18 protein-coding genes are annotated in these 16,557 nt (G+C 69.9%); 7 read left to right on the top strand and 11 right to left on the bottom strand.

The window, feature by feature from the left end; genetic code table 11:
• Positions 1–3: 3 nt before the first annotated feature.
• Positions 4–501, bottom strand: a complete 498-nt coding sequence (locus tag CEG14_RS03665; protein ID WP_094824979.1) for a YbaK/EbsC family protein — start codon at positions 499–501, stop codon at positions 4–6.
• A 77-nt stretch (positions 502–578) separates the two neighbouring features.
• On the opposite strand from CEG14_RS03665, the gene CEG14_RS03660 reads away from it, so the two are divergent.
• A complete protein-coding gene (locus CEG14_RS03660; RefSeq protein WP_094824978.1) occupies positions 579–1,382 on the top strand; it encodes an alpha/beta fold hydrolase in 804 nt (267 codons plus the stop codon).
• Positions 1,383–1,410: 28 nt separating this feature from the next.
• On the opposite strand, the gene CEG14_RS03655 is transcribed toward CEG14_RS03660, so the two are convergent.
• The gene (locus CEG14_RS03655; protein WP_094825273.1) at positions 1,411–2,160 is read right to left on the bottom strand and encodes a TerC family protein; all 750 of its coding nucleotides are present in this window, start codon (positions 2,158–2,160) and stop codon (positions 1,411–1,413) included.
• 148 nt (positions 2,161–2,308) lie between these two features.
• Between CEG14_RS03655 and CEG14_RS03650 the strand changes: the two genes are divergently transcribed.
• Positions 2,309–2,839 (top strand): MgtC/SapB family protein, encoded by a 531-nt coding sequence (locus CEG14_RS03650; protein WP_094824977.1) that lies wholly within the window; start codon positions 2,309–2,311, stop codon positions 2,837–2,839.
• Between the two features lie 16 nt (positions 2,840–2,855).
• Here the strand turns inward: CEG14_RS03650 and CEG14_RS03645 are convergent, their stop codons facing one another.
• Positions 2,856–3,320: an Lrp/AsnC family transcriptional regulator gene (locus CEG14_RS03645; protein ID WP_094824976.1), complete on the bottom strand. Its 465-nt coding sequence runs from the start codon at positions 3,318–3,320 to the stop codon at positions 2,856–2,858.
• Positions 3,321–3,553: 233 nt separating this feature from the next.
• On the opposite strand from CEG14_RS03645, the gene CEG14_RS03640 reads away from it, so the two are divergent.
• Positions 3,554–4,528 carry a DMT family transporter gene (locus CEG14_RS03640; protein ID WP_256985568.1) on the top strand — a complete coding sequence of 325 codons (975 nt, stop codon included), beginning with the start codon at positions 3,554–3,556 and terminating at the stop codon, positions 4,526–4,528.
• A 49-nt stretch (positions 4,529–4,577) separates the two neighbouring features.
• On the opposite strand, the gene fusA is transcribed toward CEG14_RS03640, so the two are convergent.
• The 4 genes from fusA to CEG14_RS03620 form a co-directional block, all read right to left on the bottom strand.
• Entirely contained in the window at positions 4,578–6,689 is a 2,112-nt protein-coding gene (fusA, locus tag CEG14_RS03635) for an elongation factor G (RefSeq protein WP_094824975.1), read from the bottom strand.
• Between the two features lie 241 nt (positions 6,690–6,930).
• Positions 6,931–7,395 (bottom strand): universal stress protein, encoded by a 465-nt coding sequence (locus CEG14_RS03630; protein ID WP_094824974.1) that lies wholly within the window; start codon positions 7,393–7,395, stop codon positions 6,931–6,933.
• A gap of 91 nt (positions 7,396–7,486) precedes the next feature.
• The gene (locus CEG14_RS03625; protein ID WP_094824973.1) at positions 7,487–7,831 is read right to left on the bottom strand and encodes a TIGR01244 family sulfur transferase; all 345 of its coding nucleotides are present in this window, start codon (positions 7,829–7,831) and stop codon (positions 7,487–7,489) included.
• A 52-nt stretch (positions 7,832–7,883) separates the two neighbouring features.
• The gene (locus tag CEG14_RS03620; protein WP_094825271.1) at positions 7,884–9,314 is read right to left on the bottom strand and encodes an aminotransferase-like domain-containing protein; all 1,431 of its coding nucleotides are present in this window, start codon (positions 9,312–9,314) and stop codon (positions 7,884–7,886) included.
• A gap of 186 nt (positions 9,315–9,500) precedes the next feature.
• On the opposite strand from CEG14_RS03620, the gene CEG14_RS03615 reads away from it, so the two are divergent.
• From CEG14_RS03615 to CEG14_RS03605, 3 genes are all read left to right on the top strand, one after another.
• Positions 9,501–10,409 (top strand): DMT family transporter, encoded by a 909-nt coding sequence (locus tag CEG14_RS03615; protein ID WP_094824972.1) that lies wholly within the window; start codon positions 9,501–9,503, stop codon positions 10,407–10,409.
• A 10-nt stretch (positions 10,410–10,419) separates the two neighbouring features.
• On the top strand, positions 10,420–11,049 hold the full coding sequence (locus CEG14_RS03610) for a LysE family translocator (RefSeq protein ID WP_094824971.1): 630 nt from the start codon (positions 10,420–10,422) through the stop codon (positions 11,047–11,049).
• A 68-nt stretch (positions 11,050–11,117) separates the two neighbouring features.
• Positions 11,118–12,020: an alpha/beta hydrolase gene (locus CEG14_RS03605; RefSeq protein ID WP_094824970.1), complete on the top strand. Its 903-nt coding sequence runs from the start codon at positions 11,118–11,120 to the stop codon at positions 12,018–12,020.
• Here CEG14_RS03605 and CEG14_RS03600 read toward each other — a convergent pair.
• On the bottom strand, positions 11,998–12,507 hold the full coding sequence (locus CEG14_RS03600; RefSeq protein ID WP_094824969.1) for a multidrug/biocide efflux PACE transporter: 510 nt from the start codon (positions 12,505–12,507) through the stop codon (positions 11,998–12,000). The genes CEG14_RS03605 and CEG14_RS03600 overlap by 23 nt on opposite strands.
• The gene (locus CEG14_RS03595) at positions 12,504–13,358 is read right to left on the bottom strand and encodes a ChbG/HpnK family deacetylase (RefSeq protein WP_256985567.1); all 855 of its coding nucleotides are present in this window, start codon (positions 13,356–13,358) and stop codon (positions 12,504–12,506) included. Before CEG14_RS03595 ends, CEG14_RS03600 begins: the two co-directional genes overlap by 4 nt.
• A 72-nt stretch (positions 13,359–13,430) precedes the next feature.
• Between CEG14_RS03595 and CEG14_RS03590 the strand changes: the two genes are divergently transcribed.
• Positions 13,431–13,826, top strand: coding sequence for a GtrA family protein (locus CEG14_RS03590; protein WP_094824967.1), 396 nt, complete (start codon positions 13,431–13,433; stop codon positions 13,824–13,826).
• Here CEG14_RS03590 and CEG14_RS03585 read toward each other — a convergent pair.
• Positions 13,756–15,372, bottom strand: coding sequence for an ArnT family glycosyltransferase (locus CEG14_RS03585; RefSeq protein ID WP_094824966.1), 1,617 nt, complete (start codon positions 15,370–15,372; stop codon positions 13,756–13,758). The genes CEG14_RS03590 and CEG14_RS03585 overlap by 71 nt on opposite strands.
• Positions 15,372–16,421, bottom strand: a complete 1,050-nt coding sequence (locus CEG14_RS03580; protein ID WP_094824965.1) for a glycosyltransferase family 2 protein — start codon at positions 16,419–16,421, stop codon at positions 15,372–15,374. The genes CEG14_RS03585 and CEG14_RS03580 overlap by 1 nt, the downstream gene beginning before the upstream one ends.
• Between the last annotated feature and the right edge of the window lie 136 nt (positions 16,422–16,557).

Raw genomic sequence — 16,557 nt, 5'->3', positions numbered from 1 at the left:
CGCTCAGGCGCGCAGGGCCACGTCGGCGGCCTCGGCGCCGGTCATGCGCGCCAGCTGGGCGGGCGTGAGGTTGAAGACGGCGTTGGGATGGCCGGCCGCGGCCCACAGGCTGTCGTAGCGGAACAGATCCTCGTCGAGCAGCATGACGGGCTTGACCACATGGCCGATGGGGCACACGCCGCCGATGGCGTAGCCCGAGGTGTCGCGCACGAAGCGCGCGTCGGCCTTGCCCAGCTCGCCCACGCGGGCGGCGACCTTGGCCTCGTCGACGCGGTTGATGCCGCTGGCCACCACCAGCACCGGCGCGTTGTCCTTGAGCCGGCGGAAGATGATCGACTTCGCGATCTGCGCCACCTCGCAACCGAGCCCGGCCGCGGCCTCGGCCGAGGTCTTGCCGGTCTGCGGCAGCATGACCACGGGACGGTCGTGGCCGAGCTCGATCAACAGGCGCGCCACGCGGCGGGCGGATTCGGGCAGGGCTTCCAGGTCGGGCGCATCCATCTTTCGGTTTCCTCGGTGGGTGAACGGGGGAAAGTGTAGCGCGCTAGAATCGCAGCCTGCTCCAGACTCCCGGCATCATGCGTTCCGAACCCCAGCTCGACCTGCAGACGGTCGCCCTCTCCGACTACCCGCTCACCTACACCGAACACGGCGCGGGCGCGCCCATGGTGCTGATCCACGGTTCGCTGTGCGACTGCCGCTACTGGAAGCCGCAGCTGGCGCCACTGGGCCGGCAGTTCCGCGTGCTGGCGCCCTCGCTGCGCCACTACTGGCCGGAGCAATGGGACGGCGCGGGGCCGGGATTCTCGATTCAGCAGCACACGGCCGACGTGCTCGCGTTCATCGAGCGCGTGGCCGGCGAGCCGGCGCATCTGGTGGGGCACTCGCGCGGCGGCCGCATCGCCATCGAGGCGGCGCTGGCGCGGCCCGACCTGGTGCGCACGCTGACGCTGGCCGACCCGGGCCTGTCGCTGCCGGGCGCGGACGACCGCGGCGACTTCCGCCAGCGCGCGCTCGAGCACATCCGCGCGGGCGACGCCGACACCGGCCTGGCGCTCTTCATCGACACGGTCACGGGGCCGGACACCTGGCGCCGCATGGTGCCGTGGTTCAAGGACATGGTGCGCGACAACGCCGCCACTCTGCTCGGCCAGGCGGCCGAACCGCCCGCGCCGCTCGACCTGGACGCGCTGGCCGCGCTCGGCCTGCCCACGCTGCTGATCGGCGGCGCGCTCAGCCCGCCGCCCTACCCCGAGTTCATCGCGCGCCTGCAGGCGCTGATGCCGCAGGCGCAGCGCGTGGCGATCGCCGGTTCGTCGCACGGCATGAACCTCGGCAATCCGCGCGCCTTCAACCAGGCCATCGCCGACTTCCTCGGCTGAACCACCCCGCACGCGGACGGCCGCAGGCTCAGTGGGCGCCCTGCCCGCGCCGCTGGCGCGCACGCCGCGCCAGCATGTTGAGCCCTTCCACGGCCGCCGAGAACGCCATCGCCGCGTAGATGTAGCCCTTGGGCACGTGCGCGCCGCAGCCCTCGGCCACCAGCACCATGCCGATCATCAGCAGGAAGGCCAGGGCCAGCATCACGATGGTGGGGTTGCGCTCGATGAACCTGGCCAGCGGATCGGCGGCCACCAGCATCACGGTCACGGCGACGATCACGGCGATCACCATGATCGGGATGTGCGGCGTCATGCCCACCGCCGTGATGATGCTGTCGATCGAGAACACCAGGTCGAGCATCAGGATCTGCCCGATCGCGGCCGCGAAGCCGATGGTCTGGCGGCTGCTGTCGTAGACGTCGCCGCTGGGCGCGGGATCGACGTGATGGTGGATCTCGCGCGTCGCCTTCCAGACCAGGAACAGGCCGCCCGCGATCAGGATGATGTCGCGCCAGGAGAAGCCTTCGCCGAACAGCGTGAACACCGGGGTGTTGAGCCTCACGATGAACGCCACCGTGCCGAGCAGGGCCAGGCGCAGGATCAGCGCGGCGCCGATGCCGATGCGCCGGCCGCGGCTGCGTTGCTCGGGCGGCAGCTTGTTGGTGAGGATGGAGATGAAGATGAGGTTGTCGATGCCGAGCACCACTTCCATGGCGATCAGCGTGGCCAGGGCGGCCCAGGCGGCGGGGGATTGCGCAAGCGAAAGCAGATAATCCATCATCGTGAAAGACTCCAGCGGTCCTGAGGGGCACCCGGTCGGGCGCGTACTTGGCCTGCGTCATGATAGCCCTGCCCGATGACTGCGGTTATGCTGGATTCAACTTGAAACGCCCCGCCGCGATGGCGGGATTCGTCCGGAGCGATCGATGGAAGGCGTGTGGCACGAAATCTGGCTGACCGTGCGCAGCGAATTTGCCGATATCCCCGATGTGGGCGAGGCGACGCGCGTGATCCTGCGGCTGCTGGTGGCGGTGATCCTGGGTGGCCTGATCGGCTACGAGCGCGAGCGCAGCGGCAAGGCCGCCGGCCTGCGCACGCACATGCTGGTGGCCCTGGGCGCCGCCCTGTTCGTGCTGGTGCCGGTGCAGAACGGCATGGAAGTGGCCGACCTCAGCCGCGTGCTGCAGGGCGTGATCGCGGGGATCGGCTTCCTGGGCGCCGGCGCGATCATCAAGCTGTCGGATGAGCGCGAGATCCGCGGTCTCACCACCTCTGCGAGCATCTGGCTCACGGCGGCCGTCGGCATCGCCGCCGGCATGGGCCGCGAGGCCACCGCCGTGGTCAGCACGCTGCTGGCGCTGTTCGTGCTGGGCGCGATCCACGGCTGGGAGAAACGCATCGCGGCCCGCGGCGAAAAGAGCGTGATCGCGCAGGGCGGCGCACCCCGGAAATCCTGAGGCCGCGGCGCCCGCGTCAGGGCGCCACCGAGGCCGTCTGCTTCAGGCGCCGCAACACGAAGGTGGAGCGGCTGTGCCGCACGCCCGGCAGCTTGTAGAGCCGCTTGCGCAGAAACTGCTCATAGCCCTCGGTGCCCGCCACGGCCACCTTGATCAGGTAGTCGTAGTCTCCCGTCACGAGAAATGCCTCCACCACCTCCGGCAGCTCCGCGATCTGCGCGCCGAAGCGCTCGAGCGTGTCGTCGTCGTGGTGTTCGAGCGTGACCTCGATCATGACCGTGTCGGGCAGGCCGAGCGCCTTCTGGTTCAGCAGCGCCGTGTAGCCCTCGATCACGCCCGCCTCTTCGAGCGCCCGCACGCGGTTCCAGCACGGGGTGGGCGACAGGCCGATCATCTCGGCCAGCTTGATGTTGGTGAGACGGCCATCGGCGCGCAGCGCGCGCAGGATCTTGCGGTCGGTATCGTCCAGACGGGGGCTCACGCGGCGCTCCGAAAAAGAATATTTCCTTGATCGACGAATATACAGCGAATCATTCTCCCCGTACGGGCGTTCCGGGGAGGATGAAGAAGCACATTCTGCCTGGCGCCCGATAGACTATCCCTCATGCAGGCCATACCCGGCCCGCACTGCCCGACCCCGGCCCGCACCACCCCCGCGGCCCGAGCGGTTGGCTCCCTGGCATTACCGGGCGCGTGATCCGCGCCGCTGCACCCATGTCGCACGCTGCACCCTCTTCGTCGTCCCTGCCCGGCTCGCGCGCCGGCGCGCCGCTCGTCACCCTGCTCATGCTGGCCACCGCCCCGGCCCTGTTCGCCTCGAACATGGTGGCCGCGCGCTGGGCCCACGAGATCGGCCTGCCGCCCGTCTTCCTGGCCTGCGGCCGCTGGCTGACCGCCCTGCTGCTGCTGGCGCCCTTCGCCTGGCCCGCCTGGCGGCGCCATCGCCACGCCCTGCGCCAGGCCTGGCCGGCGCTGCTGCCGCTGGCGCTGCTGGGCATGGGCGTGGCGGTCGCGCCGCAGTACATCGGCGCCCAATCGACGGGCGCCACCAACATCGCGCTGATCTTCTCCTGCAGCCCCCTGCTCGTCGTGCTGCTCGAAACCGTGCTGTGGCGCGAGCCGCTGGCGCCCGCCCGCGCGGCCGGCCTGCTGCTGGCGCTGGCCGGCGTGCTGGCCGTGCTGACGCGCGGCGACCTGCAGGTGCTGGCCACGCTGTCGTTCGGCAGCGGCGACCTGTGGGTGCTGTTCGCGGCCACCGGCTGGGCCTTCTATACGGTGCTGCTCAAGCGCGCCCGGATGCCGCGCCTGCCCGACAGCCTGCGGCTCGCGGCAATGATGGCGGGCGGGGTGGTGGCGCTGGCGCCGTTCGCCGGCATCGAGGCCGCCATGGGCGCGACCGCGCCGCTGCACGACCCGCGCCTCTACGGCACGCTGCTGTTCCTGGCGCTGGTGCCCAGCCTGGGCGCGTATGTGGTGTATGGCAAGCTGGTGCAGCGCGCCGGTCCGGCCACGGCCGGCCTGTCGATGTTTCTCGTGCCGGCCTACGCGGCACTGCTGGCCTGGCCGCTGCTGGGCGAACACCTGCAGGGCTATCACGCGCTCGGCTTCGGCTTGATCCTGGCCGGCGTGAAACTGGCCGCGGGGCGCAAACGCCCACGCGGCCAGTTGAAGGCGGCGGCAGCCGCCTGAGGGCAACGGCATCGGGCGCCAGTCGGCACCCGATGCGACGCCCGTACGCTCAGGGCTTGTTGCCGCGCGCGGCCATCACCTGCTCGGCGACCTGACGCGGCGCTTCGGCGTAGTGCTTGAACTCCATCGAGTAGGTGGCGCGACCCTGCGTCAGCGAGCGCAGCGAGGTGGAGTAGCCGAACATCTCGGCCAGCGGCACCTCGGCGCGCACCAGCTTGCCGCCCCCGCCCGCGATGTCTTCCATGCCCTGCACGATGCCGCGGCGTGAAGACAGATCGCCCATCACGTTGCCGGTGAAGTCTTCGGGCGTCTCGACCTCGACCTGCATCATGGGCTCGAGCAGCACCGGGCTCGCGCGCCGCATGCCTTCCTTGAACGCCATCGAGCCCGCCATGCGGAAGGCGTTTTCGTTGGAGTCGACGTCGTGGTACGAACCGAAGGTCAGGGTGGCCTTCACGTCGACCACGGGGTAGCCCGCCAGCACGCCGGAATTGAGCGTTTCCTGGATGCCCTTGTCGACCGCCGGGATGAATTCGCGCGGCACCACGCCGCCCTTGATGGCGTCGACGAACTCATAGCCCTTGCCGGCGTCGCTCGGCTCGAGCGTGAGCACCACGTGACCATACTGGCCGCGGCCGCCCGACTGCTTGACGAACTTGCCCTCGACCCCTTCGACCTTCTTGCGGATGGTCTCGCGGTAGGCCACCTGCGGCTTGCCCACGGTGGCCTCCACGCCGAACTCGCGCTTCATGCGGTCGACCAGGATTTCGAGGTGCAGCTCGCCCATGCCCGAGATGATGGTCTGGCCGGATTCCTCGTCGGTGCGCACGCGGAACGACGGGTCTTCCTGCGCCAGGCGATTGAGCGCGGTGCTCATCTTTTCCTGGTCGACCTTGGTCTTGGGCTCGACGGCCTGCGAGATCACGGGCTCCGGGAACGTCATGCGTTCGAGGATGATGACCTTCTGCGGATCCGACAGCGTGTCGCCGGTGGTGACGTCTTTCAGCCCCACGGCGGCGGCGATGTCGCCGGCATAGACCTCGCTGATCTCGCGCCGCTCGTTGGCGTGCATCTGCAGGATGCGGCCCAGGCGCTCTTTCTTGCCCTTGAGCGGATTGAGCACCGAGTCGCCCGACTTCACCACGCCCGAGTAGACGCGGAAGAACACCAGCTGGCCCACGAAGGGGTCGGTCATGATCTTGAAGGCGAGCGCCGAGAACGGCTCGTTGTCGGCCGGATGGCGTTCGAGCTCCTTGTCGTGTTCGTCGTGGCCCTTGATGGCGGGCACGTCGACGGGCGACGGCAGGAAGTCGATGACGGCGTCGAGCATGGCCTGCACGCCCTTGTTCTTGAAGGCGCTGCCGCACAGCATCGGCACGATCTCGTTGGCGATGGTGCGCGCGCGCAGGCCCTGCTTGATCTCTTCTTCGGTGAGCGCTTCGCCGGACAGGTACTTCTCGAGCAGCGTCTCGTTGGCCTCGGCGGCCTTCTCGATCATCTTCTCGCGCCATTGCTCGGCCTGCGGCAGCAGGTCGGCGGGGATGTCGCGATACTCGAAACGCATGCCCTGGGTGGCGTCGTCCCAGATGATGGACTTCATCTTGATCAGGTCGATCACGCCCTCGAAGTGGTCTTCGGCGCCCACCGGCAGCTGGATCGGCACGGCATCGCCCTTGAGGCGTTCGACGATCTGGCGCTGCACGCGCAGGAAGTCGGCGCCGACGCGGTCCATCTTGTTGACGAACGCGATGCGCGGCACGCCGTATTTGTTGGCCTGGCGCCAGACGGTTTCGGATTGCGGCTGCACGCCGCCGACCGAGTCATAGACCATGACGGCGCCGTCGAGCACCCGCATCGAGCGCTCGACTTCGATGGTGAAGTCGACGTGGCCCGGGGTGTCGATGATGTTGATGCGGTGTTCGGGATAGTTGCCCGCCATGCCGCGCCAGAACGCCGTGGTGGCGGCCGACGTGATGGTGATGCCGCGTTCCTGCTCCTGCTCCATCCAGTCCATCGTGGCCGCGCCTTCGTGCACCTCACCCAGCTTGTGGGTGATGCCGGTGTAGAAAAGGATGCGCTCCGTGGTCGTCGTCTTGCCCGCGTCGATGTGGGCACTGATTCCGATGTTGCGATAGAGCTCGATACGCGTCCTGCGAGTCATGATGGCCTCTTGGTGTGTGGCAGGTTGGATCGCCGGCAACTGATGGCCGCCGGCGCAACGTGCGCCTGTCGATCAAGCATAGTACGGAGCCCTGGCGGGCGCCATAAAACCTTGGTTTAGCGGATGGCTTTCGCGGCGCAGGCCAGAGAGATGGGGATGGCGCGCAAAAAACAAACCCCCGCGGGGCTCGCGCCCGGCGGGGGTGGGGAAGCGACCTGGCGGCGCGCTGCGCCGCCCGGGCTTACTTCTTGTCTTCCTTGACGCGGTAGACCAGCACGGCGGTGGTGGCCAGCGACAGCACCTTGGCCGTGACGCTGCCCAGCAGCAGGCGCGACAGGCCGCTGCGGCCGTGGCTGCCGATGAAGACCAGGTCGCAACCGGCGTCGGTGGCGGCCTGCACGATGCCGTCGGCGACGTTGAAGTTGGAGACGGCGCGCGCCTCGTACTTCACGCCCGCGGTGGCGGCACGGTCGGTGATCTGCTTGAGGTACTTCTCGGCCTGCTCGGCGGAAGCCTTCTCGTAGTCTTCGTCGGTGATCGCGTAGGCGGCGGCCATGCCGTCGAAGCCGATCGTGGCGGCGAAGGGTTGGGTGACGTAGAGCGCCACGACTTCGGCGCCCACCGAGCGCGCGAACGTGATGCCAGCGTTGGCGGCTTGCGCGGAGAGCGGGGAACCGTCGGTCGGAATCAGGATCTTCTTGAACATGATGCTGCCAGCTCCTGTTTGTTGGAAATTACATGCTACCGGAAAAAACCGGGCAGCAGACCTATGCCTTGGTAGGGGGGGTTGATCGCCATCAACCCAGCTGCTGGGCGGCCACGAACAGGTTGGTGCAGCGCGTGCCGGTGCGGCAATAGGCCAGCACGGGACCGGGCAGGGTCTTGAGCAGCTCGGCGAAGCGGGCCACGTCGGCGGCGGTCATGGCGCTGCCGACCACGGGCTGGTATTCGATCGACAGGCCCGCGGCGGCGGCGGCCTTGGACACGTCGGCGGCGGTGGGCTGGTCGGGGCCGCCCTCGAAATCGGGGCGGTTGATGATGACGCTCTTGTAGCCGGCCGCGGCCACGTCGGCCATGTCGCCGGGGCCGAGCTGCGGAGCCACGGCGAAGTTTTCGGTGAGGGGTCGGATCGGAGCGGACATGGCGTATTCCTTCGAGAGGCGCCGGAGGCGGCGCGCAACCCTCGAAGTATATTCAGTTCGCGCCGCGCGCAGCCACCCCCGCGCCGCCGGCCGCCTGCAGCAGCTCGGCGAGCACCTCGAACGATTTCGGATTCTCGATCATGGGCACAGAGAAACGCAGCATGGTCGAGGGCGCCTGGCTCGGCGAAAACAGCGTGCCGGGCGCCAGCAGCATGCCGCGGTCGGCCGCCGCGCGCGCCACCGTCTCGGAATCGCGGCCGCAGTCGGCCCACACGAACATGCCGGCCTGCGGCTCGTGCGGCACGGTCATGCCGAGATCGGTGAGGGCGCGGCTGCAACGACGCCGCGCCTCGTCGACCCGGGCACGCACGCGCTCCACGTGGCGCCGGTACTGCCCCTCGACCAGCACGCGATGCACCACGCGTTCGCCCAGCTCGGGCGAGGTCAGGCCGGCCAGCATCTTCAGGTGCGTGAGCTGTTCGAGGATGTCGGCATGCGCGGCCAGATAGCCCACGCGCAGGCTCGCGGCCAGCGTCTTGGAAAAGCCGCCCACCAGGATCACGCGGTTCAGGCGATCGAGCGCGGCCAGCTTCATCGCGCCGCCCGGGTGCAGGGCCGAGTAGGTGTCGTCTTCGACGACCAGGAAATCGTGCTTCTCGGCCAGTCGCAGAATGTCGTAGGCGGCGCCGGCGGAAAGGGTGTGGCCGGTGGGGTTGTGCACCGAGGCGTTGATGATGAACAGCCGCGGCTTGTGCTCCGCGGCCATGCGGTCGAGCAGCGCCAGGTCGGGGCCCTCGGGGCCGCGCGGCACGCCGATCACGCGCGCGCCGAAGGCCGTGAGCCGGCCGAAGATCACGAACCAGGCGGGGTCTTCGACCAGCACCGTGTCGCCCGGCCGGATCAGGTGGCGCGCGACCAGGTCGAGGCCGTGGGTGACGCCGTTGGTGGTGAGCAGATTGCGTTCGGGATGGGCGGGCACGCCCTCGCCCTGCAGCATGGCGGCGAGCTGCTGGCGCAAGGGCGCATAGCCCTGCGGCCGGCCGTAGGACAGCAGGTTGGCGCGGGCCGAGCGGCCCACCGCGCGGATCGCGCCGGCCACCAGCTCGGGATCGAGCCACTCGGGCGGCAGCAGGCCGGCGCCCCCGGGCGCGTCGGGCGGGCCGTCGCGGAACATGTTGCGCAAGAGCCAGATCACGTCGACCCGCGCGGCGGGCGCGACCATGTTCGTGCTCGGCGTGGCGGCGGCCGCGAGCTGGCCGCTGCGCGCCCGCACGAAGAACCCCGCGCCCCGGCGCGACTGCACCAGGCCGCGCGCCACCAGCCGGTCGTAGGCCTCCACCACCGTGAAGCGGCTCACGTTGGCCTGCTCGGCCATGCGCCGGATCGAGGGCAGGCGCGTGCCGGGCCGCAGGCCCTGCTCGTCGATGCGGCGCGCCAGGTCGTCGGCCAGTTGCACGACCAGGGTCTGGTCTGCCTCGCGCACGGGCTGCCAGGGCTGGGGAGAAAGCGAATCGGAGGTCTGCAGCATGGGAACGCACTGTATTGGTGGATTGACCGGGCCAGTCTTCAAATTGAACTGCCCAAGTGTATCGGTACTGTACTGCCAACTGTGCGTAGAGTGACAGGCAGATCCGCGACTGGCAAGTGCCGGTCTCCACTTTGGTGTTCCATGCGCTCCGCCCCCTATCCGTCCCCCGCTCTCTCCCCCTCGTCGACCCTGGTCGAAGGCTATGCCTACGGCCTGCTCGGCGTGCTGGTGTTTTCGCTGACCCTGCCCATGACCCGGGTGGCGATCGCCGAACTGACACCCCTGCTCGTCGGCCTGGGACGGGCGCTGGTCGCCGCCGTGCCCGCCGCGCTGCTGCTCCTGGCGACGCGCAGCCGCCGCCCGGCCGGCCGCGAATGGAGCGGCGTGATCCTGGCCGCGGCCGGCATCGTGATCGGCTGGCCGCTGGCGTCCACGCTCGCGATGTCCAGCGTGTCCTCGTCGCACGGCGCGGTGTTCAACGGCCTGCTGCCGCTGTCGACGGCGGCATTCGCGGCGTGGCGCACGGGCGAGCGGCCCTCGCCGGCATTCTGGCTCTGGGCCCTGCTGGGCGCGGTGCTGGTGATGGGTTACGCGCTGCGCCAGGGGCACGGCGCGCTGCAGCTGGGCGACCTGTGGCTGCTGGTGGCCGTCGCGCTGGGCGGGCTGGGCTACGCCGAGGGCGCGCGCGCCTCGCGCACGCTGGGCGGCTGGCGCACGATCTGCTGGGCGCTGGTGGTGAGCGTGCCCATCATCGCGGGCCCGGTGCTGTGGCTGGCCGCCAGCGCCCCCACCCCCTCGGCCAAGGCGGTGGGCGCCTTCGCCTATTTGGCCTTCGGCTCGATGTTCCTGGGCTTCTTCGCCTGGTATCGCGGCCTCGCGGCGGGCGGCATCGCGCGCGTGGGCCAGGTGCAGCTGTTGCAGCCCTTCCTCACGGTGCTGGCCGCCGCCCTGCTGTTCGACGAGGCGGTCGAACCCATGACCTTCGTGTTCGCCATCGCCGTGATCGCGGTGATCGCGGGCGGCCGCCGCGCCCTGGTTGCCACGCGCTGAGGACCCCGCCATGTTCGATTCGATCCCGATGCTTTCCCTGCCCCTGCTCGGTCCGCTCGCGGCCTTCGCGCTGGTGGCCTCGATCACCCCCGGCCCCAACAACGTCATGCTGGCGTCGTCGGGCCTGACCTTCGGCTTTCGCCGCAGCATTCCGCACATGCTGGGCGTGTCGATCGGCTTCGTGCTGCTCATGGTGCTGACCGGCCTGGGCCTGGGCGCGCTGTTCACCCACGCGCCCTGGCTCTACACGGTGCTCAAGTATGGCGGCGCGCTCTATCTGCTCTACCTGGCCTGCAAGATCGCGCGGTCGGGCCCGATGCAGGACGGCGCACAGCGCGGCAAGCCCTTCACCTTCACGCAGGCCGCGCTGTTCCAATGGATCAACCCTAAGGCCTGGGTGATGGCGATCGGCGTGATCGCGACCTACACGCCGCAGCAAGGTTTCTTCGCCAACCTGATGGTGGCGGCCGTGGTGTGCGGCATCGTCAATCTGCCGAGCATCGGCATCTGGGTGGTGTTCGGCGTGGCGCTGCGGCGCCTGCTGCACCGCCCTGGCGCGGTCAGGCTGTTCAACTGGACCATGGCGCTCCTGCTGGTGGCCTCGCTGTATCCGGTGGCGCTCGAGCTGATGGCGTCCTGACGATCCGGCCCCGAATCCTTCGCCGCGCGCTGCGGGAACCCGGGCGCTCGGAACCGGTCTGAGGCTGCATGGCTATCCTCAACCGTACCTCGCGCCGCATCGCCGGCGCCGGCCTGCTGATCGCCGCGGGGTTCGTCGGCTGCTCCGAGCTCGACGCCTGGCAGCGTCAGGCCATTTTTTCGCCCGAACACGACCAGCAACGCTGGTGGCGCGAGCCGCCCACCGGCACGGAGGTGTTCGACCTGCCGGTGGCCGATGGCGAAGCGATCCGCGCCTGGTACTGGCAGAGCCCGCTGCCGGACGCGCCCACGGTGCTGTATCTGCACGGCGCGCGCTGGAACCTGAACGGCAGCGCCTTCCGCATGGAAGGCTGGACCCGCATGGGCTACTCGGTGCTGGCGATCGATTACCGCGGCTTCGGCGAATCCTCGCCGCGGCTGCCCTCCGAAGAGTCGGCCTTTCACGACGCCGCCACGGCGCTGCGCGAATTGGCGCGGCGCCAGCCCAATGCATCGCGCCGCTTCGTCTACGGCCACAGCCTGGGCGGCGCCATCGCGATCGACCTGGCGCATCGGCCGGACCTGCCCGATTTCGCCGGCCTGATCGTGGAATCGAGCTTCACCAGCGTGGCGGCCATGATGGCCACGATGAAATACGGCGGCCTGCCGGGCGCCTCGCTGCTGATCACCCAGCCGTTCGACTCGGTCGCCAAGCTGGCGACGCTGAACAAGCCCCTGCTGCTGGTGCACGGCACGGCCGACCGGGTGGTGCCGCACACCATGAGCGACGAGCTCTACGCCGCGGCGGTGAAGGTGGATCCCGGGCTGCGCCGGCTGGTGAAGATCGACGGCGCCTCGCACTCCGGCGCGGTCAGGAGCGGGATGGCCTACGAAAAGGCGGTGCGCGAGTTCGTCGACGACGCGGGCCGGGCCTGGAAGGCGCCCACGCTCAATGCGGCGCTGCCCGACTGAACCGGCTCAGGCGCGCTGCAGGGCCGGCGCGCGGCCCCACCAGCGCGCGCAGGCGGTCGTAGGCGAGGTTGTAGAAGAAGGCGTAGGGCAGGTAGAACATCAGAAAGCCCAGGTCGAGCATGAACGCCGCCCACCAGCCGATCGACAGCCACCCCGCGGCCAGCGGGACGACGATCAGCACCAGCCCCACCTCGAAGCCACAGGCGTGAACCACCCGCACCGGCAGCGTGCGCGCCAGGCCGAAACGGCGCTCGACGCGCTCGAAGCCGGCGTTGTAGACCATGTTCCAGAACAGGGCGATCAAGGCGATCACCCCGGTCAGCACGCCCATGTCGAACACCGGCTTGTCCATGGCCCAGGCGGCCACCGGCGCGCTCATCACGATCGCGATCACCTCGAAGAAAAAGGCGTGCAGAAAGCGCTCGGTGAGCGTCTTGCGGGGCGGCGTGGCGGGAGGGACGGCGGCGGTATCCGGGGGGTGAATCATGAACGGCTGACGAGATGCCGGAGTCTTCCGGCGGGTGCGACGGCGTCAAAGTTAACCGATTCCGCCGTGTCGCGCAGGGCGCCCAGCTGCGACAGGCGCCGCACGGCCAGGCCGTTGGCCCCCATCCAGCCGCTCAGCTCGGTGTTGCGCAGCACCTCGAACTCGGCGGCGCGCTGCCGCGCATGCGCCATCGGATCGCGGCCGGGCAAGGCCGGGTGGCACATCAGCAGGTCGCCGTCGGCCGCGTTGAACAGCCAGCAATGCAGCCGATCCGCGTAGGCGCGCGCGCCGCCCTCCAGGCCGTACACGCCGAGCAGACGGCGATTGGTGCGCCAGCCCTCGGTCTGCGCGGCGGCGCGCAGCGCGCGCGACCCCAGCAGGCCGATGAAGCGCGCTTTGGCCGCATCGGCCAGCGGCACGCCCGCGAGCAGGCCCGGCGCGGTATTGCGCAGCCACGGCCGATACAGGCCGTAGCGCTGGCGCAACTGGCGCAGCAGCGGCTGCAGCACGCCGGGAAACTGATGCACGTGCTGGTGGCCATCGACGTAGTCGGGCGCGCGGCCCATGTGCGCCTCGAAGGCATCGAGCTGGCGCGCGATCTGCCCTTCGACCCAGCCGGGCTCGAGCTGGCCGCGCCAGGCCCGCACCAGCAACGTGTGCAACGCCGGCATCTCGCCGTCGGCCGCGCACAGCGATTCGGTGAGGTTCAGGTGCAGGCCGATGTCGACGTCGCGACGCTGCAGTTCGGCCGCATGAGCGGCGAACGCGGGCCCGGTGGCGAGGCAGCTCACCGCGCTCATGCGGCCGAGGTCGACCAGCTGCAGCATGGCACCATCGACGGCATGATTCATGCCAAAATCGTCGCCGCACACGGCGATCCGCCGTCCGAAGAAGTCTGTTTCCTGAGTGTCCATCACATCACCATGCGTGTCTTGCTGCGCCAGCTCGGTTGGTTCGTTTTCGTGGGCTGCGCCGCCGCCGCCACGCACTGGCTGGTGGCCGTCGGCTGCGTCGAGGCGCTCGGCGCCGCCCCGCTCCTGGCAAACCTCGCGGGGTGGCTGATTGCCTTCGTGGTGTCGTTCACGGGCCATTACCGTCTCACCTTCCGCCACCTGAGCCGCAACTGGACCTTAGCAGCGCGTCGTTTCTTTCTGGTTTCAGCCGCGGGATTCGTCGTGAACGAGGCCGCGTATGCCTGGCTGCTGCACGCGACCGACCTGCCCTACGATCTGCTGCTGGCCCTCATCCTCATTGCGCTGGCGTGCCTGACGTTCCTGGCGAGCCGGCTGTGGGCCTTTGCCCACACAGCTGCGCGCTGAACGCCGAGCCCGCCTCCACGCGCCAGACGCGGCGCCGATCCTGCACCAGCGTGGGCGCCAGCCCGCGCAACACGGCATAGGCGCCCTGGTCGCTGTCACGTCCCCATATCCAATACACCTGGCCGGCGGGCGCGGCGCACAGCGTCTGCGTGAAGGCGTCCGCGCCCAGCAGCACGCGGGCGCCCACCTGCGGCTCGAACTGCGCGGCGTCGTAGAGCTCCTTGCGCCAGTTGTCACGCGTGGGAATCTCGGGGTTGGCCCAGTCGTCGATCACCCGCACCGGCTCGCGCGAGGCCGTGTAGAAGCCCAGGTCGAACGGGAAGCTGTGCAGCGCCACCTGCAGATCCTGCGGGCCCGCCGCGCTGCGCACCTGCGCGCCCAGCCGGGCGGCGCTGTCGCGCGGGTTCATTGCGGCCACGCCCACCGCGACGACGCAGATGCCGGCGGCCGCGAGCAGCGACACCTGGAACAGCCGGGCGACGCGGGCGTCGGCGCGCGCCGCATGCGCGGCGGTGATGACGTCCGCCATCAACAGCGCCAGCGGCGCCAGCGCGGGCAGCACATATCCGATCAGCTTGGACTGCGGCAGCGAGAAGAAACCGATCACGACCGCCAGCCAGACCAGGTACAGCACGCGCACCCCGCCCGGGCCCGATTCGCGCCAGAAGCTGCGGCGCAGCGCGCCGCCGGCCCAGAGCGACCAGGGCAGCGCCAGCCCGGCCACCACCGGCAGGTAGAACCAGAACGGCTGGCTGTTGTTGAAGCCGCTCGCGGCGAAGCGCTCGAAGTGCTGGTAGACGAAGAAGTAGTGGAAGAAGCCCGGATAGCGCAGCTGCATCAGCACGAACCACGGCAATGCGATCGCGAGGAACACCACGATGGCCGGCCACCAGAGCAGCGCGCGCAGGCCGCGCCCGTCGCGGCGCAGGACCAGCCACAGGGCCAGGATCGCGCCGGGCAGCACGATGCCGATCAGCCCCTTCGCCAGCACGGCCAGCGCGGCCAGCGCCGCGGTGGCCAGCGCCATGCCCCGGGCGGGCTCGCCGCGCGCCGCCCGCAGGACGACGGTGGCGCCGGCCAGCACGGTGAGGCCGATCAGGCTCGCCACCAGCATGTCGAGATTGGCGAACTGCGCGCCACCGTAGAAGAGCGGCAGGGTGACCAGCACGGTGACGGCGAGCGCGGCCTGCTGCTCGCCGCGTTGCGCCCGCACGAAGGCGTAGACACCGGCCACGAGCGCCCAGGCGGCCAGCAGCGAGGGCAGGCGCGCGGCCCATGCGTGCAGGCCGAACAACGCCAGGCTGCCCTGCGTGAGCCAGTAGAACAGCGGCGGCTTGTGGAAATACGGCATGCCGTCGATGCGCGGCACCAGCCAGGAATGGCTGCGCAGCATCTCCCACGCCACGCCCACGTAGCGGCCTTCATCGGGCAGCGTCAGCACGCGCGCCCAGGAAAGGCAGACCAGCCAGAGCAAGGCCAGCCCCAGCACCCAGACGCCGGACCAGGCGCGGAACGCGTCGCGCGTCCCGCCCGTCAGCGAGGTCATCATCGTGCGGACGCCCGGCTGGCGCGCTTGGCGCGGCCGCGGCGCTGCCGCGTCAGGTAGAGCGGACGGCCCTTCACCTCATCGAAGATGCGCGCCACGTATTCACCCACCACGCCGAGCGACACGAGGTTCACGCCGGCGAAGAAGAACAGCGCGGTGACGATGGTGGTCCAGCCGGAGACCGGATTGCCGCTGTGCAGATAATCCAGCACCAGCCACAACGCGTAGCCCAGGGCGAAGACGGCGAACAGCACGCCGACCAGGCTGACCGCACGCAGCGGCCAGGTGGTGAACGCGGTGAGGCCGTCGAGCGCCAGGCGGACCAGGCGCCAGGGCCGATAGTGGGTGCGGCCGTGCATGCGCGTGGCGGGCGTGTAGGGCAAGGGCTCGGCCCGGAAGCCGACCCAGGCGTACAGGCCCTTCATGAAGCGCGTGCGCTCCGGCAGCGCGACCAGGGCCTCGACCACGCGCCGGTCCATCAGGCGGAAGTCGCCCGCGCCGGCGGGTACCTCGGGCCGGCCCGCGCCGGTCATGAGGCGGTAGAACAGTCGGGTGCCGGCGCGCTTGAACCAGGTCTCGTCGGCGCGGTCGGCGCGCACGGCATAGACCATGTCGGCGCCCGCGCGCCAGCGGCGCACCATCTCGTCGATCAGCGCGGGCGGATGCTGCATGTCGGCATCGAGGCAGATCACGGCGTCGCCATCCGCGGCCTCGAGGCCGGCGCTCAGCGCCGCCTCCTTGCCGAAGTTGCGCGACAGCTGCACGTAGCGGTAGCCGTCGAGCAGCGACCACTCCTGCATGAGCGCGGGCGTGGCGTCGGTGCTGCCGTCGTCGACCACGATGACCTCCCACTCGCGGCACAGGCCATCGAGGCGGGCCCGCAGCGCGGGCAGCAGCTCGCGCAGATTGTCGGCCTCGTTGAGGCAGGGCACGATCACGCTCAGCCGGGCGGCGAGCCGCGGGTCGGCCGGACGCGGCAGGCCGACGGCGGCGGCGCGGGACGGCAGGGCGAGGGAAACGGGGGTGTCGGCGCGGGTGTCGGTCTTCATGACGGGCACGATCAGGATTGAACTGGAACGCAGTATGAAAGTGCCCGCGTTGAATTTTCATCAAACCCGCGTTGGCTCGCGAAAATAGGATTGGCCTGCTCTCAAATCCTGACAGCCAGCTAAACTGGCGCCCGAT

The sequence above is a fragment of the Bordetella genomosp. 1 genome (genome assembly GCF_002261335.1).
Classification (GTDB): Bacteria; Pseudomonadota; Gammaproteobacteria; order Burkholderiales; family Burkholderiaceae_B; genus Bordetella.
The sequence above is the reverse complement of the archived record's forward strand: the minus strand, read 5'-3'. Positions and strand labels throughout refer to the sequence as shown.

Excerpts from the sequence above, each read along its gene's own strand:
- CEG14_RS03585 (WP_094824966.1), bottom strand. The coding sequence starts at position 15,372 with ATGACCTCGCTGACGGGCGGGACGCGCGACGCGTTCCGCGCCTGGTCC.
- fusA (WP_094824975.1), bottom strand. The coding sequence starts at position 6,689 with ATGACTCGCAGGACGCGTATCGAGCTCTATCGCAACATCGGAATCAGT.
- CEG14_RS03590 (WP_094824967.1), top strand. The coding sequence starts at position 13,431 with ATGCGTGTCTTGCTGCGCCAGCTCGGTTGGTTCGTTTTCGTGGGCTGC.
- CEG14_RS03625 (WP_094824973.1), bottom strand. The coding sequence starts at position 7,831 with ATGTCCGCTCCGATCCGACCCCTCACCGAAAACTTCGCCGTGGCTCCG.
- CEG14_RS03605 (WP_094824970.1), top strand. The coding sequence starts at position 11,118 with ATGGCTATCCTCAACCGTACCTCGCGCCGCATCGCCGGCGCCGGCCTG.
- CEG14_RS03615 (WP_094824972.1), top strand. The coding sequence starts at position 9,501 with ATGCGCTCCGCCCCCTATCCGTCCCCCGCTCTCTCCCCCTCGTCGACC.
- CEG14_RS03610 (WP_094824971.1), top strand. The coding sequence starts at position 10,420 with ATGTTCGATTCGATCCCGATGCTTTCCCTGCCCCTGCTCGGTCCGCTC.
- CEG14_RS03640 (WP_256985568.1), top strand. The coding sequence starts at position 3,554 with ATGTCGCACGCTGCACCCTCTTCGTCGTCCCTGCCCGGCTCGCGCGCC.
- CEG14_RS03655 (WP_094825273.1), bottom strand. The coding sequence starts at position 2,160 with ATGGATTATCTGCTTTCGCTTGCGCAATCCCCCGCCGCCTGGGCCGCC.
- CEG14_RS03630 (WP_094824974.1), bottom strand. The coding sequence starts at position 7,395 with ATGTTCAAGAAGATCCTGATTCCGACCGACGGTTCCCCGCTCTCCGCG.
- CEG14_RS03600 (WP_094824969.1), bottom strand. The coding sequence starts at position 12,507 with ATGATTCACCCCCCGGATACCGCCGCCGTCCCTCCCGCCACGCCGCCC.
- CEG14_RS03595 (WP_256985567.1), bottom strand. The coding sequence starts at position 13,358 with ATGAATCATGCCGTCGATGGTGCCATGCTGCAGCTGGTCGACCTCGGC.
- CEG14_RS03665 (WP_094824979.1), bottom strand. The coding sequence starts at position 501 with ATGGATGCGCCCGACCTGGAAGCCCTGCCCGAATCCGCCCGCCGCGTG.
- CEG14_RS03650 (WP_094824977.1), top strand. The coding sequence starts at position 2,309 with ATGGAAGGCGTGTGGCACGAAATCTGGCTGACCGTGCGCAGCGAATTT.
- CEG14_RS03660 (WP_094824978.1), top strand. The coding sequence starts at position 579 with ATGCGTTCCGAACCCCAGCTCGACCTGCAGACGGTCGCCCTCTCCGAC.
- CEG14_RS03580 (WP_094824965.1), bottom strand. The coding sequence starts at position 16,421 with ATGAAGACCGACACCCGCGCCGACACCCCCGTTTCCCTCGCCCTGCCG.